We start from the raw sequence: 14,018 nt of genomic DNA, 5'->3' as shown, positions 1-14,018 counted from the left end.
CATCCTGTCGCACTACCAGCGCCAGGTGTCCTTGGGCAGCGCCTTGCCCTTGGGTCGCATCACGTAGGTGACGCCGCCGCTGCCCTTCAGCCAGGCGCGCTCGAGCTGCGTCCGGGAGTAGACGCGACGCACCGAGGTGTTCGACGGCCCGGCGGGGTCGTTGACGATGACACGGCCGTCCGCGGTGAACCCGCGGACGACCAGCAGGTGGCCGTTCGTCGAGGAGATCGGCGCACCGCTCAGCTCGCCGCGGCCGAACCTGACCGAGAGCACGAGGGGGATGCCGGCCTTGATGAACGCCTCGGCGTCGCGTAGGTCAGAGAGCCTGGCGACGAAGGAGTCGAGTCCGTGCTGGGCGGCGTAGGCGGTGCTGAACGACCAGTTGCCCGTGCCCTTGTAGCGGTGGTCGTAGGAGTAGCGGGCGGCGTGGTCGACCTGGCCGTCCGTGCCGGCCCAGGCGTGCTTCGAGGCGGGCGGCCCCGCCTTGAAGTAGCGCAGGATCATGGCCACGGACGTCGGCGAGCACCAGGCCTCCCCGCCCCCGCCCCACTGCGGGAAGTGGCCACGGTGGGTCATCTGCGACATCGACGGGACCCGCAGCTCCTGGGTGCGGGTCATCGTCGTCCTGCTGGTGCCGATGCTCCGGGTGGCGTAGGAGGAGATGGACGCGCCGACCGAGGAGACCTTGGGGGTGTGCGTCGTGCCGGGCTTGCGCAGCAGCTCGATGCGCAGCTGCCACGAGCTGAAGCGCTTGTTGGGGTTGGCCTTGACGGTGTCGGTGGCGACGGAGGCCAGGTCGTCGGACTGGGTCGGACCGGAGCTGCGACGGGTGCTGTTCGGCCCGTAGGACCACTCGCCCACGACGTCCCAGCTGCCCACCGTCGAGCCGCGCTTCACCCGGGCCAGCACGCGCACGAAGGTGCCGTGCGGCAGCGATGCGCCCCAGGACGGGATGAGTCGGTTGGCCTGGGTCCCCGCGCTGGTCCAGGGCGACGTCCAGTGGCCGTAGCTGTAACGCACGCGCCGGTTGCCCGAGAACGTGTCGGTGTGCACCTTGCTCGAGCGGGGGTTGGACAGGACGAGCGACGAGCCACTGACCTTGACGCCGTGGAACGAGCCGGCGCCCAGACGAGCGGGTGAGTCCCAGCGGACGGTGCGGGAGTGGTCGGTGACGGCACTGGCCGGCGCGGCGGTCAGTCCGGTGGCGAGCAGTGACAGCACGGCCACGAGGGCGGCACCAACGGAAAGTCTGCGCATCGCGTCATCGTAGGTGAATCCTGGGACGCGTGGGGCCAGTGTGAAAACTTCCGCGGGCACCGGTCGGCCGATGGCGCCCGATAGGGTTGGTGGGTGAGCATCCGCCTGTACGACACCGCGACGCGTCAGCTGCGCGACCTCGACCCGGTCGTGCCGGGACACGTGGGGATCTACCACTGCGGACTCACCGTGCAGGGGCCCCCGCACATCGGGCACATCCGCAAGGAGGTCGTGTTCGACGTCCTGCGCCGCTGGCTCGAGCGCGACGGCCTCGACGTCACCATCGTCGCCAACGTCACCGACATCGACGACAAGATCCTCGCCAAGGGCCTGGAGCAGGACCGCCCCTGGTTCGCGGTGGCCTACGAGAACGAACGCGCGCTGCACGCCGCGTACGAGGTGCTGGGCTGTCGCCCCCCGACGTACGAGCCTCGGGCCACGGGAGTCGTTCCGGAGATGATCGAGCTGATGGAGACGCTCATCGAGCGGGGCCACGCCTACGCCGCCTCCGACGACCCTGCTGACGAGAGCTGGGGCGACGTCTACTTCGACGTGCGCTCCTGGCCGGACTACGGCGAGCTGAGCAACCAACGGGTCGAGGACATGCAGGCCGCGCCTGACGCCCCGCCGGACGGCAAGCGCGACCCCCGCGACTTCGCCCTGTGGAAGGGCCACAAGCCCGGTGACCCCGAGTCCGCCTCCTGGCCGACGCCGTGGGGACGCGGGCGTCCCGGCTGGCACCTGGAGTGCTCCGCGATGGCGGCCAAGTACCTCGGCACCGAGTTCGACATCCACGGCGGCGGCCTGGACCTGCGCTTCCCCCACCACGAGAACGAGATCGCCCAGTCCCGCGCCGCCGGTCAGCCCTTCGCCCGGCACTGGATGCACAACGGGATGCTCAACCTGAGCGGCTCCAAGATGTCCAAGAGCGTCGGCAACACCCTCCTGGTCAGCGAGGTGGTCAAGCGCGTCCCGGCGATCGCGCTGCGCTATTACCTCGTGGCGGCGCACTACCGCTCGATCATCGAGTTCTCCGAGGAGTCGCTCGCCGAGGCCGCCGTCGCCTTCGAGCGCATCGAGGGGTTCGTGCGACGTGCCGCCGAGCGGATCGGACCCGGCGCCCTCGGCGACGTCGCGCCCGGGTTCGCTGAGGCGATGGACGACGACCTCTCGGTGCCGGCCGCCCTCGCCGAGGTGCAGGCCGCCGTGGGCGAGGGCAACAAGCTGCTCGCCGACGGGTCGGACGACGCCCTCGTGGCCGTGCTCGCATCGGTGCGTGCCATGCTCGACGTGCTCGGTCTGGACCCGCTGGCCGAGCCGTGGGCGACGGCTGCCGGCGACGACGCTCCGGCCCGGGCACTGGCGCCGCTCGTGGACTCGCTGCTGGAGCAGCGTCAGCAGGCTCGCGCCGACAAGGACTTCGCCACCGCCGACCGGGTGCGTGACCAGCTCGCCGCGGCGGGCATCGACATCGAGGACACGGCGCAGGGTCCGCGCTGGTCCGTGAGGAGCACCTGATGGCCGGCAACAGCAAGCGTCGCGGAGCGATCCGCACCTCCAGCAAGGGCAACCCGACCGCCGGGTCGGGAGGACGTCGACGCAAGGGACTCTCGGGCAAGGGGCCCACGCCCCGCGCCGAGGAGCGTCCCAACCACAAGGCGTACAAGGAGGCCCGCGCCACCGACAAGCGTGAGGCCGCCCGTCCCAAGCGCAAGAAGGCCGACGGTGGGCCGGAGTGGGTGGCAGGTCGCAACAGCGTCGTGGAGCTGCTGCGGGCCACCGTGCCCGTGGCCGGCCTCTACATCGCCGAGGGCGCCGAGCGCGACGAGCGCATCCGCGAGATCTTCCGCCTCGCTGCCGACCAGCACGTCTCGCTGCTGGAGATCGGCCGGCCCGAGATGGACAAGCTCACCGGTGGTGCTGTGCACCAGGGTGTCGCCGCGAAGCTGAACGCCTATGACTACGCCGATCCCGAGGACCTGCTCGCTGCGGCGAAGGAGCGGGACGAGCCGCCACTCGTCATCATGCTCGACGGCGTCACGGACCCGCGGAACCTGGGCGCGGTCGTGCGCTCGGCCTCCGGCTTCGGAGCCCACGGCGTCGTGATCCCCGAACGACGCTCCGCGCAGATGACGGCCGCGGCGTGGAAGACCTCCGCCGGCGCCGCGGCACGCGTCCCGGTGGCCCGGGCGACCAACCTGACCCGACAGCTCAAGGCCTACCAGGAGGCCGGCCTCATGGTCGTCGGCCTGGCCGCAGACGGCGACGTCGCGCTGCCCGACCTCGACCTCGCCGACGGCCCTCTCGTGGTGGTCATCGGCAGCGAGGGCAAGGGCATCTCACGGCTGGTCGGCGAGACGTGCGACCAGATGGTCTCCATCCCGATGGCCACGAGCCTGGAGTCGCTCAACGCGGGGGTCGCCGCCGGCATCGCGCTCTACGCGATCTCCCAGCACCGCGTCTGACGCCAGGGGAGTCCCCAAGATTTGTGAGCGTACGCACCCATAGGTCCTTCACGGGCTCCACTCGGGTGCACCCGCTCACAAATCTCGGGGATCAGGCGTCGGCGTAGCCCTGGGGGTTCTGGGACTGCCAGTTCCAGGTGTCGCGGCACATGTCGTCGACGCTGCGCGCCGTGCGCCAGCCCAGCTCGCGCTCCGCCTTGGTGGGGTCGGCCCAGAAGGCGGGCAGGTCACCGGCGCGACGCGCGACGACCTCGTGCGGGATCTCCCGGCCGCTGGCGCGCTCGAACGAGCCGATCATCTCCAGCACGGAAGTGCCCTGCCCGCTGCCGAGGTTCCAGGTGTGCACCGCCGCGTCCCCAGCGGCGATCGCGTCGAGCGCGACGACGTGACCCTCGGCGACGTCCTGCACGTGGATGTAGTCCCGCTCGCACGTGCCGTCCGTCGTGGGGTAGTCGCCGCCGAAGACCGACAGCTTCTCGCGCCGGCCCACCGCCACCTGGGCGATGAAGGGGACCAGGTTGTTGGGGATGCCGCGCGGGTCCTCGCCGATGCGGCCGGAGGGATGCGCGCCGACGGGGTTGAAGTAGCGCAGCAGGGCGATCCGCCAGCGCGGGTCCGCCGCCGCGACGTCGGTGAGGATACGTTCGGTCATCACCTTGGTCTGGCCGTAGGTGCTGGAGGAGTCCAGGGGCTCGAAGTCCTCGACGTAGGGCACCGGTGCCTTCTCGCCGTAGACGGTGGCCGAGGAGGAGAACACCAGCGTGCGGACGTCGTTCTCGCGCATGGCGGCGAGCAGCGAGAACGTCGTGCCCAGGTTGTTGGCGTAGTACTCCAGCGGCTTCTGGGTGCTCTCGCCGACCGCCTTGAGCGCCGCGAAGTGGATCACCGCGTCGACGTCGATGCGACTGAGAAGGTCCGCGGTGGCGGCAGCGTCGGCGAGGTCCACCTCGTGCAGCGGGACCTCGGCGCCGGCCAGCTCACCGGCGCGGCGGACGGCCTCGGCGTTGCCGTTGACGAGGTTGTCGACGACCTCCACCTCATGGCCGTCCTCCAGGAGCGAGACGACGGTGTGGGAACCGATGTAGCCGGCGCCGCCGGTCACGAGAACGCGCATGGCACCACCCTAGGGCCCGTCAGGTGATGTCCTCGGGGCGTCGTGGCCGCGGGACGGCCGTCACCTCGGGCGGCAGCCCCCACTCGTCACGACCCAGGCGCGACAGGGGTGCGAGCCGCTCGATCTCGGGGTGGCCGTCGACCATGACGTCGGGGTCGACGGTGATGGCCAGGACGTCGCCGAGCACGAGCACGGAGTTGCCGAGGTCGTGGGTCGAGTGCAACCTGCACTCCAGGGAGGCGGGGGAGGAGGCCACCCGCGGGGTCGAGACGTGCGCACTCGGCTCCATCGCGATGCCCAGGGCGTCGGCCTCGTCGACGTCGGCGGCGAACCGGGCGCTGCTGTTGTTGATGACCTCGAGGTGCTCGCGGCTGGCGATGTTGACGACGAACTCCCCGGTGGCCATGACGTTGGCGAGCGTGTCCTTGCGGCCGACGGAGGTGAACGACACGATCGGCGGATCGGCGCAGGCGACGCTGAAGAACGAGTGCGGCGCGAGGTTGCCGACCCCGTCGGCCGAGAGCGAGGAGATCCACGCGATGGGGCGGGGGACCACGAGCGCGGTCAGCAGCCGGTAGGCGTCGACGTCGTCGCTGTCGGTGCGGAGCACGGTGCGCATGCGGGTGATTCTCCCCGTCACCCGCGACAGTCGCCCGCTGGGGAGGCGATCGTGGCCCGCTCGGGTGAGGATGGTCGCGTGACGTGGTTCGAGGCGAGCAGAGAGTCCCAGGCAGTCGTGCGTGCGAGCCCGGAGAGGATCTGGGCCATCCTCACCGATCCGGGGCTCGTCGCGGAGATGACGCCGTTCGTGCGTGCCATCACCGAGGACGGCGACCACTGGCGGTGGGACCTCGCCACCATCCCCGGCCTCGGCGTCTCGATCGCCCCGTCGTTCACGGTCCGGATGGAGTTCGACGAGCCGCGCCGCATCGGGTTTCGCCACGACCCGCCCGACGGCGAGCGCGAGCGTGCCGGTGCCGACGGGACGTACGTGCTGGAGGAGGTCGAGACCGGGACCCGGTTGTCCATCGATCTCGCGACGAAGGTCGACCTCCCGCTCGCGCGCCTTGCCTCGCCCGCCGTGTCGGCCACGATGCGGGCGGTCCTGGCCGAGATGGGCCGCCGCTTCTCTTCCAACCTGCTGGAGCACCTCGACACCACCGCCGACGAGCTGCCCGAGGACCTCCGGGAGGGCTAGCTAGGCCGCGGCGAGGGCGATGATGGTGTCGTCGTCGCAGGAGCTCCAGAATCCGCCGACGACATCCTCCACGTGGTTGAACGACTCGGCCGCGTAGAGCACCTCCTGGTAGTGGGTGATGTCGTAGGAGGTCGTACCCATCGCGACGAGGTCGAGGGGCCGGATGGTCATGCCCCGGAACTCCTCGATCTCACCGGGGCTGGACAGGATGCCGGCTCCATAGGCCTTGAGGCCGTCGACCTCGCGCAGGATGCCGAACTCCAGGGTGAACCAGAAGACCTTGCTGATGAACTCCAGCGCGGCGTCGCTCTCCACCCGGCGGGCGGCCGCGCCGGCCGCCTCGTAGAGCGCGGTGAAGCGGGGGTGGGCCAGCGTGTTGCCGTGGCCGACGACCTCGTGCAGGACGTCGGGCTCGGGCGTGTAGAGCGGGACGGAGTGGTGCCGCACGTACTGCGTCGCCCAGAACTGGTGGTCGGCGAGGACGCCGTAGAAGTCGCGCAGCGGGACGAGGCCGGCGGCGGGGCGGTAGGCAAAGCCGGTGAGGGGCTCGAGCGCCGCGCTCAGGTCCTCCAGCTGGGGGACGTGGTCCAGGGGCAGGCCCAAGGCCTGCTTGCCCTCGAGGAACTCCTGGCACGCATAGATGCGGTGCTTGGCCTGCAGGTTCTCGCTGACGACGCGCCAGACGTCGTGCTCGTCGTCGGTGTACTCCACGCGGGGGCACGGCTGGCCGGGCTGCCAGGCCGCCGCAGTGGTGGCGAGATGGTCACGGCGCTCGCGGTAGACCGGGTCCTGCAGGCCGGGATGCCCCTCCCCGAGCTCCACGGCAAGACTGCCGTCGCCCTTGTCGACGATGGGGGCGAAGTGCTGGCCTTCCTCGAACATGCTTCCTCCTGTCCGCGGACGACGTGGTGGACGCCCGCCGGTGGTGGCGGTCCGACGGCGGGTCACGCCGTCGGACAGGACCCGCCGCCTGGTGTGTCGCGGGTCACATCCATGAAAGCACAGGTCGTGCTCACTCCCCGACGGAGCCGTCCAGCGCCTCGCGGATCAGGTCGGCATGACCGTTGTGGCGGCTGTACTCCTCGATCATGTGCACCACGATCCAGCGCAGGCTGAAGTGCTCCCCGGTGTGCCGGTCGGGGCGGGTCGAGAGGGTGTCGAGGCCGTCGGCCGCGGCGGCGAGGAGCCGGTCGGACTCCGCGACGCGGGACTCCCACAACCTCAGCACGTCAGCGGGCGCGTCCTCCCTGGTGGAGCTCCAGTCCCAGTCCGGGTCGGCCCTCCAGTCGACACCGTCGAACGGTGCGGTGGCGTCGTTCCCGGCGAGCACGATGCCGAACCACCAGTCCTCGACGTAGGCGAGGTGCTTGACCATGCCGAGCAGGGTCATCGACGACGGTGGGTGGGGCGTGCGCAGCTGCTCGGCGCTCAGGCCCTCCGTCTTCCAGCGCAGCGTGCCCCGGTGGAAGTCGAGGAAGGCGCGCAGGGTGGTGACCTCGTCGGACGCCAGCGGTGGGTCGGTGCGGCCCTGCTCGTCGACGCGCGGTGTGCTCATGAGGTCACTGTGCCACCGCCCGGTGACAGCTCGAGTCGTCGTGGACGGGCCTGGCTCAGCGTCCGAGCACGCGCTCGAGGTAGGGGTTGGTGAACGTGCGCGCGGGGTCGGCCTCGTCGCGCACGGCCAGGAAGTCGTCGAACCGCGGGTAGAGGCCGCGCAGGTGCCCGGCGTCCAGCGTGTGCAGCTTGGCCCAGTGCGGGCGACCCTCGTGCGCGGTGAAGATCTCCTGTGCGGCGGCGAAGTAGGCCGTGGGGTCGGTCCGGTGGTACTGGTGCACGGCGACGTAGGCGTTGTCACGCTCGTGGCCCGTGGACAGCCAGATGTCGTCGGCCGCGGTGAACCGGACCTCCAGCGGGAAGCTGATGGTCTCGTGCCGAGCATCGAACCAGCGAGTCAGCTCGGAGACGACGTCCGGGAGGGCCTCCCGCGGGACCGCGAACTCGGACTCGCGGAAGCGCACCCGCCGAGGCGAGACGAAGACCTCGTGGGAGTGGTCGGTGTACTCCCGGGCCCCGAGCGTCGACGCCGCGAGGCCGTTGATCCGGGGGATGAGCGACGGCCGGAGCCGGCCGGCACGGTTCAGGGCCTCGAAGCCGACGTTGCTGGCGAGCTCGTCGTCGAGGAGGCGCCGGGTGCGGCTGAGCGGCTGACGTGCCGTGCCGTCGGGGACCCGGTTGTTGCGCTTGAGCAGCGCCTTGTCGGTGTGTGGGAACCAGTAGAGCTCCATGTGGTCGTTCTGCTCGACGAGGTCGGGCAGCTGCGCCATCACGTCGGACAGCGCGGCCGGCTCCTCCCGGGCGTGCAGCAGGAAGGCCGGCACGCACTGCAGCGTCACCTCGGTGAGGATCCCGAGGGCGCCCAGCCCGACACGGGCGGCGCCGAACCAGGGGTGCTCCTCGTCGACCTCGACCACGTCGCCCGAGCCGGTGACGATCTGCAGCCCGGCGACGGCGGCGGCGATGCCGTGCAGGCGGCCACCGGTGCCGTGCGTGCCGGTGGAGATGGCGCCGGCCACGGACTGCGGGTCCACGTCGCCGAGGTTGGGCAGCGCGAGGCCCAGCGCGAGCAGCTGCGGGTTGAGCTCGTGCAGCGAGATGCCGGCCTGCACCCGGACTCGACCCGTGGCGGGGTCGTGCCACAGGACGGTGCTCATCCGGTCCAGCCGCAGCAGCAGGCCGTCGGTCGCGGCGATCGGCGTGAAGGAGTGGCCGGCGCCGACGGCCTTGACGCGCAGGCCGGCGCTTGCGGCCTGCGTCACGAGGGCCGCGACCGCTCCGGTGGAGGACGGGTGCTCCACGCGCACCGGGTGGGCGCGGACGTTGCGGGCCCAGTTCTGCCAGACGTTCACGCTCATCCGAAGTTCTTCCCCTCGCCCCGGTAGGTGGGCAGCTCCTCCACGATGCCGGTGGAGTCCACGAGCGCGACGGCATCGAACCGCTCGCACATCTCGCCCGCCTTGGCGTGGCGCATGAGCACGCGCTCGCCCACGTGCAGGTGGGCCGCCGCCTTGCCCGTGACGGGTGTCTGCACCTCGCCGGCACCCTCGGAGCCGAGCAGGCTCAGGCCCTCGGGCCACACCGGGGTGGGCTGGCGGGAGTCGGTGGCCGGGCCGGAGGCGATGTAGCCACCGGAGTACAGGGTGGCGACGGAGCGCCTGGGCCGACGGACCACGGACAGGGCGTAGTAGGCGGCCGGGTGGGCCTCGAAGGCGTCGTAGCGGTCGAACAGCGTGGGCATGAACAGGCCGGAGCCGGCGGTCAGCTCGGTGATGGTGGCGTCACTGCCGGTGGTCTCCAGGCTCCCGGTGCCGCCGGCGTTGACGATCTCCAGCCCCGCATGCTCGCCGACCGCGGTGACGACGGCGCGGCGACGCGAGTGCAGCTCGGCGTTCGAAGCCTTCTTGACCAGCCGCACGGCGGGGGAGGAGTCCGGCAGGCCGGCGATCTGCGCGTCGTAGAACATGACGCCCACCAGGTCGAAGCCGCGGCGGACCTCCACGGCTCGCGCCACGGCTCGGGCCTGCTTGACGGTGTGCACCGGCGAGCGTCGTACGCCCAGGTGTGCTGCGGTGAGGCCGAGCGCGCCGACCCGCAGCGACGCGTCGACGTCCAGGCAGACGCGCAGAGGACGGTGTCCGCCGCCGGTGGCGTGGTCGATGAAGTCCAGCTGGTCGACCGAGTCGATCATCAGGGTGATGGCGGCCCGGGCCCGGTCGTCGGCAGCCAGCGCCTCCAGGCCGGCGGCGTCCGTGGTGGGGTAGGCGAGCAGGACGTCGTCCACGCCGTGCTCGACGAGCCACAGGCTCTCGGCGAGGGAGTAGGACATGACGCCCGCGAAGCCCTCGCGCTCGAGCGTGCGCTCGATGATCTGCCGGACGCGGACGGACTTGCTCGCCACCCGCACCGGCACACCAGCGGCGCGGCGCACGAGCTCGTCGGCATTGGACCACAGCGTCGGCTCGTCGATGACGGCCAGCGGGGCCGGGAGCTCGGCGGTGGCGGAGAGCAGGCGCCCGTACGGTGCGGTCACCGAGTCAGGATGGCACGACTCGGTGCCGCGACGGGGCTGGGCGACGCAGGCGAGGCGTCGGCCCTGAGTACCATCACCGGCATGACTCGGGGAGCTCTGTCGTCACTGGTCCTGGCCGCTGTCGCGGCGTTGGTGCTGGGTGCGTGCGGTGGAGGTGGAGACGACGCGCCTGAGGTCGAGCCCATCGAGATCGTGACGCCGCCGGACGGCACCGGCGAGCCGATCGACCTGGACCTCCCGGCGGACCCCTCCGGCGCGTTCGAGCTCGAACGGTGGCCGTCGGCATGCGAGCTGGTCAGCGAGGAGACCGTGAAGGCGATCTTCCCGCAGGCCGAGGGGCTGGACCAGGACCCCACCGCACAACAGATCCAGATCATCAACATCACGCCGGATGGTGAGGCGCGTGGGCCACAGACAGTGCCGGAGGCCGACTGCCGGACGCGGGTCGGCTTCTCGCAGGAGGGCCTGGGCCTCTCGGACGGCGTCGTCGTGCTGGAGGTCGCCTCGTCGGTCCAGGCCGCCGGGGAGGCGGAGTTCGTCGAGCGCAACGCGCAGGAGACGGCCGGGGAGGACGTGGAGCTGGCCGGCGCGCCGTGCACCCTCGCCGACGACGGTCGCACCTACCAGTGCAACGTCGGACAGGTCGTGTTCACGATGACCATCGACATGCGCCAGTACGCGCAGTACGTCGGCACCGACGGCAGCGAGTACACCGTCGACGGCGAGGCGATGACGTTCAGTGGCCAGGACCCCGCGTTCGACGCGGTCGGCACGGACCAGGTCCTCACGCCGCTGGCGTCGGCGGCGGTCGACCGTCTGGGCTGAGGGAGGACCCGTGGACGCGAGCGAGGAGCCCGAGGGACTGCTGCTGGCCGCCGGTCGCGGGTCGCGGATGGGTCGACCGAAGGCGCTGATGGCGACCGACGACGTCTCGTGGGTCGCGCGCGCCGCGGAGGTGCTCCGCGAGGGCGGTTGCGGGCGCGTGACGGTCGTCCTGGGCGCTGCCGCGGAGGAGGCGCGCGGACTGGTCCCGGCAGGGGTGACCGTGGTGGTCGCTGCCGACTTCGCGACGGGCCTCTCGGCGTCGCTGCGCACCGGGTTGGAGGCGCTGTCCGCGGGCGACGCGACCTCCGCACTGGTGCACCTGGTGGACCTCCCCGACGTGACGCCCGCCGTGGCGCGCCGGGTCCTGCAGGCCGGTGCCGCGGCAGGATCGTTGGCCCGCGCGACGTATGCCGGACGCCCCGGCCACCCGGTCCTGATCGGGCGGGACCACTGGTCGCCGGTCCTCGACTCGCTGTCGGGCGACGAGGGTGCACGTGGCTACCTGCAGTCCGCAGATGTCGGCTTGATCGAGTGCGGTGACCTGGCCGGCGGCGAGGACGTCGACCGACCCGGTGGCCGCCGCAACCGTTGTTGACTCTTTGCCAACAGCGGTGGTAGACATCACATCTCGGACGTCGTCCCCCCGCTGCGCTCCGGTCTTTCCCCTTCCACTCCAACGGAAGAGACCACCGTGACACTTCCTGAAGACCTGCCCGAGGACGCCTCGGCACCCTCCCGCGAGCCCCACGCACCCGATGGCGGCACCCCCGACCCGGCCGGCCTGAGCCGGCGCCGCTTCGTCGGATACGTCATCGGCGGCGCCGGCCTCATGGTGGCCGCTGACCTCGGGCTCGGCGGCTCTCCGGCGCAGGCGCTGCCGGTGCCCTCGGTCCCACAGATCCCCGAGGCGTACGACCTCAACGACTTCCTGACGCACTGCGCCCTGCCGACGTCGGCGCTCATCGCGATCCACGTCGACGAGAAGGGCGACGCACACTTCGCGCTCCCGCGGATGGAGGTCGGCCAAGGCATCACCACCTCGACGGCGATGATCATCGCCGACGAGCTGGACCTCCCGATCGAGCGGGTGCACGTCACCCTGGCCCCCGCTCGGCCGGAGCTGTTGTTCAACCAGCTCACCGGCGGGTCGAACACGACGATCTCCACCTACACGCCGATCCGCGTCGCAGCCGCTGTGGCGCGCAAGGCCCTGCTGGACGCAGCGGCGATCGCCCTCGGCGCCCAGGTGGACAGCCTGGTGATCAAGGGCGGCAACATCATCGACTCCCTCGGATCCTCCCTCGGGTTCGGCGAGGCGGCCGGCCTGGCCGCCTCGCCGGAGAGCCGCGAGGTCGAGGTGGACCTCAAGGCGACCAGCGAGCGCACGGTCGTCGGCACCCGCCAGCGGCGCGTCGACGCCCGGGACGCGGTGACCGGGGCGAAGAAGTTCGCGATGGACCTCGAGGTCCCGGACGCCCTGCCCACCATGGTGTGCCGGGCCCCGGACCTGAACGGCACGGCGACCTCGGTGCGGAACCAGTCGGCCGTCGAGTCCATGCCCGGCGTCACGCACGTCGCGATCATCCCCACGGGGGTGGCCGTGCGCGCCAAGACCTTCGGGCAGTGCATCGACGCGGTCCGCGCGCTCGACGTCGAGTGGGAGGCCGGCACCGTGGCCGGGAAGTCCTCGCAGGACATCCTGAAGGAGCTGAAGCGGGCCGAGCTCCCGCTCGCGGCGCCCGCTCTCGGCGCGCTCAGCGTGGAGGGCAGCTTCGTCTTCCACTTCCGCAGCGGCTCCGCCCTCGAGCCGAACTGCGCCATCGCCGACGTCCGCTCCGACTCCGCCGAGATCTGGTCCGGCCTGAAGTCGCCGATCGACGCGCAGTCCAAGGTCGCCAAGGCCGTCGGACTGCCCCAGACCAAGGTGAAGGTCAACGTCATCACCGGTGGTGGCTCCTTCGGCCGCAAGCTCTTCAGCGACGGAGCGATCGAGGCGGCTCGTGCGTCCAAGGCGTTCGGCGCCCCGGTCAAGCTCATGTGGCATCGCGCCGACGAGCCCCGCCAGGGCCGGGTGCACCCGATGACCACGTCCCGGAGCCGGGCGACGTCCCTGCTGGGCAGCGTCGCCACGTTCGAGCAGCGGCACACGTCGGTCACCACCGACTTCACCCACGGCCTGGGCGAGCGGATCATCGCCGAGGCGGCGGCGCTGCCGACCGGAGTGGGCAACCAGGGGTTCTCCCAGACGGTGTTCCTCCTGACGCAGGAGCTGCCCTACAACTTCGGGGTCGTCACACAGCTGCTCAACGAGACGGACTTCGACGTCGAACGCTTCAACACCAGCTCGGTGCGCAACATCTACTCGCCCGAGGTGCGGATCGCGAACGAGCTGATCGTCGACCAGCTCGCGAAGCGGCTCAAGCGCGACCCGGTCGAGTTCCGTCGCGCCCATCTCAAGAGCAGCGTGGTCAAGCGGGTGCTCGACCGTGCCGCCGAGCTCGGGGAGTGGGGCAAGTCCATGCCGGCCGGCACGGCCCAGGGCATCGCGATCCACAAGGAGTACAAGGGCGCGACGGCCGTGGTCGTCGATCTCGACTGCCGACCCGAGACCGTGAACCGCCAGGTGCGGGAGGCCGTGACCGGTCCACGCGTCACGAAGGCCACCGTGGTCGTCGACTGCGGCCTGGCCATCAACCCCCTCGGCATCGAGGCGCAGATGATGGGCGGCTTCAGCGACGGGATGTGCCAGGTCCTCACCTACTCCAACCACCTGGTCGACGGACGCTTCCTCGAGGCCAGCTGGGACAACTCGGCGTACACCCGACAGTGGAACACCCCGCTGGAGTTCCAGTGCGAGGTGCTGGAGTCCGACAGCCCGGAGCCCGGGGGCATCGGCGAGGCGGGAGTGGCAGCCTCGGCGGCCGCGGTCGCCTGTGCCTACGCCCGTGCCACCGACACCATGCCGACCGAGTTCCCGATCAACTTCTCCGACGAGCTCTTCTTCGAGCCCAAGCCCTTCGTCCCGTCCGTCCCCGAGTCGCCGACCAACGGCCTCGACGTCGTCTCCTGAGG

At 71.2% G+C, this 14,018-nt stretch carries 13 protein-coding genes; 6 read left to right on the top strand and 7 right to left on the bottom strand.

What is annotated here, in order from left to right; translation table 11 throughout:
• Positions 1-12: 12 nt before the first annotated feature.
• Positions 13-1,257, bottom strand: coding sequence for a peptidase C39 family protein (locus tag ACHAAC_RS02450; RefSeq protein WP_435714341.1), 1,245 nt, complete (start codon positions 1,255-1,257; stop codon positions 13-15).
• Between the two features lie 93 nt (positions 1,258-1,350).
• Between ACHAAC_RS02450 and cysS the strand changes: the two genes are divergently transcribed.
• The gene (cysS, locus tag ACHAAC_RS02445; RefSeq protein WP_435714340.1) at positions 1,351-2,775 is read left to right on the top strand and encodes a cysteine--tRNA ligase; all 1,425 of its coding nucleotides are present in this window, start codon (positions 1,351-1,353) and stop codon (positions 2,773-2,775) included.
• A complete protein-coding gene (gene rlmB / locus ACHAAC_RS02440; RefSeq protein ID WP_435714339.1) occupies positions 2,775-3,722 on the top strand; it encodes a 23S rRNA (guanosine(2251)-2'-O)-methyltransferase RlmB in 948 nt (315 codons plus the stop codon). Before cysS ends, rlmB begins: the two co-directional genes overlap by 1 nt.
• Positions 3,723-3,813: 91 nt before the next feature.
• On the opposite strand, the gene galE is transcribed toward rlmB, so the two are convergent.
• Both galE and ACHAAC_RS02430 read right to left on the bottom strand, forming a co-directional pair.
• A complete protein-coding gene (galE, locus tag ACHAAC_RS02435; RefSeq protein WP_435714338.1) occupies positions 3,814-4,836 on the bottom strand; it encodes a UDP-glucose 4-epimerase GalE in 1,023 nt (340 codons plus the stop codon).
• A gap of 19 nt (positions 4,837-4,855) precedes the next feature.
• On the bottom strand, positions 4,856-5,455 hold the full coding sequence (locus ACHAAC_RS02430) for a flavin reductase family protein (RefSeq protein WP_435714337.1): 600 nt from the start codon (positions 5,453-5,455) through the stop codon (positions 4,856-4,858).
• A gap of 78 nt (positions 5,456-5,533) precedes the next feature.
• Between ACHAAC_RS02430 and ACHAAC_RS02425 the strand changes: the two genes are divergently transcribed.
• Positions 5,534-6,034, top strand: a complete 501-nt coding sequence (locus ACHAAC_RS02425; protein ID WP_435714336.1) for a CoxG family protein — start codon at positions 5,534-5,536, stop codon at positions 6,032-6,034.
• Here the strand turns inward: ACHAAC_RS02425 and ACHAAC_RS02420 are convergent, their stop codons facing one another.
• The 4 genes from ACHAAC_RS02420 to ACHAAC_RS02405 form a co-directional block, all read right to left on the bottom strand.
• Complete coding sequence (locus ACHAAC_RS02420; protein ID WP_435714335.1) at positions 6,035-6,916, bottom strand: phenylalanine 4-monooxygenase; 882 nt, start codon at positions 6,914-6,916, stop codon at positions 6,035-6,037.
• 130 nt (positions 6,917-7,046) lie between these two features.
• Complete coding sequence (locus ACHAAC_RS02415) at positions 7,047-7,589, bottom strand: DinB family protein (protein WP_435714334.1); 543 nt, start codon at positions 7,587-7,589, stop codon at positions 7,047-7,049.
• Between the two features lie 55 nt (positions 7,590-7,644).
• On the bottom strand, positions 7,645-8,946 hold the full coding sequence (locus tag ACHAAC_RS02410; protein WP_435714333.1) for a D-arabinono-1,4-lactone oxidase: 1,302 nt from the start codon (positions 8,944-8,946) through the stop codon (positions 7,645-7,647).
• Positions 8,943-10,121: an alanine racemase gene (locus tag ACHAAC_RS02405; RefSeq protein ID WP_435714332.1), complete on the bottom strand. Its 1,179-nt coding sequence runs from the start codon at positions 10,119-10,121 to the stop codon at positions 8,943-8,945. The genes ACHAAC_RS02410 and ACHAAC_RS02405 overlap by 4 nt, the downstream gene beginning before the upstream one ends.
• Before the next feature lie 81 nt (positions 10,122-10,202).
• On the opposite strand from ACHAAC_RS02405, the gene ACHAAC_RS02400 reads away from it, so the two are divergent.
• The 3 genes from ACHAAC_RS02400 (at position 10,203) to ACHAAC_RS02390 (ending at position 14,016) form a co-directional block, all read left to right on the top strand.
• Positions 10,203-10,946, top strand: coding sequence for a hypothetical protein (locus tag ACHAAC_RS02400; RefSeq protein WP_435714331.1), 744 nt, complete (start codon positions 10,203-10,205; stop codon positions 10,944-10,946).
• A gap of 10 nt (positions 10,947-10,956) precedes the next feature.
• Complete coding sequence (locus tag ACHAAC_RS02395; RefSeq protein ID WP_435714330.1) at positions 10,957-11,541, top strand: nucleotidyltransferase family protein; 585 nt, start codon at positions 10,957-10,959, stop codon at positions 11,539-11,541.
• A 96-nt stretch (positions 11,542-11,637) separates the two neighbouring features.
• Entirely contained in the window at positions 11,638-14,016 is a 2,379-nt protein-coding gene (locus ACHAAC_RS02390; protein WP_435714329.1) for a molybdopterin cofactor-binding domain-containing protein, read from the top strand.
• The last annotated feature ends 2 nt before the right edge of the window (positions 14,017-14,018 follow it).

The organism is Aeromicrobium sp. CF4.19, assembly GCF_051262555.1.
Classification (GTDB): domain Bacteria; phylum Actinomycetota; class Actinomycetes; order Propionibacteriales; family Nocardioidaceae; genus Aeromicrobium.
Note: the sequence above shows the minus strand (reverse complement) of the source record. Positions and strands in the feature narration are given on the sequence as shown.